The sequence below is a fragment of the Mesorhizobium sp. M2E.F.Ca.ET.209.01.1.1 genome, from assembly GCF_004010375.2.
Lineage (GTDB): Bacteria > Pseudomonadota > Alphaproteobacteria > Rhizobiales > Rhizobiaceae > Mesorhizobium.
This window is the reverse complement of record NZ_SADP02000055.1, coordinates 1-1,204: the sequence shown is the minus strand read 5'-3', so window position 1 is coordinate 1,204 and position 1,204 is coordinate 1. Positions and strand designations below refer to the sequence as shown.

The following is a 1,204-nucleotide window of genomic DNA, read 5'->3' as shown; positions in this document are numbered from 1 at the left end:
TTTGACGCAAACCACCCGGCAGTTGACCATCTAAGCACAACGACGGGAGCGGAGGAGAGGTAATGGCGAACACTCAGTCGAGCTTGGCGCCCGGGCTTCCTTTTAGCGAGGCGGAGTATAACCGTCGCTGGCAAGCTGTTCTTGACCGATTCCAGGAGTTTGGAGTCGACGCAGTCATATCGACTTTCTCGCGCAACCACCAGTACCTGACTGGACATGCTGCCTCCGGCTCGTACGCGAGGCCCTATTACCTGATCATCGCGCCACACGTGCCGCGAACGAATATCGTCCGCTTGTTCGACGAATGGAATGTCCGGGCCGAGAGCATTCCTCTCAAGATCCACACGTATCACCAGCTTACCGAAGCGGGCAAGGTCTGCGCTGAAGTGATGCGATCGCTTGGGCTGGATCGGGGGCGCGTCGGAATGGAGCTCGACCTTTTTGGAATGACGGCCCGCGACGCCATGGAGCTACAAGAGCTACTTCCGAACATCGAGGTTGTGGACGTCTCCCGTCTGATTCTCACTGTGGCGGACATCAAGTCGGCAGAGGAGATCGCCGTCATGCGAAAGGCGATGAAGGGGACGGAGGCCGGCGTTGCCGCCTTTGTTGACGTCCTCAGGGAGGGCGTGTCCGAGCTCGAGGCCGCCGCTATCGTCCAGGCGGCCGTAGAGTCCACGGGGGTAGACGCGACTTTGTTCGGGATTTTATTCGGAGATCACACAGCCGTAGGGCACGCGAAGTCCGGCAACAACCGCCTCAAACAGGGCGACGTCGCCTACATCGAGGTCGGTGGCAGGCTTCATGATTACGCCGCCGGGCTAGTGCGCTCCGCAATCTACGGCAGACATGCCGAGGCCACGGCTCTGTATGAACTCTCGAACGCAGCGTTGGAGGCGGCGATCGCAGCTGCGATGCCCGGGGCATTGACCGGAGACGTCGATGCTGCCGCACGAGGGGTCGTAGAGCGGGCTGGCCGTCCGCAGACATTCCGCCAGCGCGTTGGCTATTCATGCGGTCTCGGTTGGTCGACGCGGGGCTACACCAGCTTAGAGCCGGGCGGCCAGAATGTGCTGCGGCCCAACATGGCGCTGCACATGCCGCTGTTCCTGACCGACGAGGAGGGCCGTTTCGCGATCGGTTGCAGCGAGACGATCCTGGTGACCGATGGAGGGGCGGAGGTCCTGAGCAACGGCGATCGCGA

General features: G+C 61.7%; 1 protein-coding gene. It reads left to right on the top strand.

Annotated elements, in window-relative coordinates; genetic code table 11:
* Nucleotides 1-62: 62 nt before the first annotated feature.
* The coding region (locus tag EN852_RS34505) for a Xaa-Pro peptidase family protein (protein ID WP_135858166.1) at nt 63-1,204 on the top strand (1,142 nt) is incomplete at its 3' end.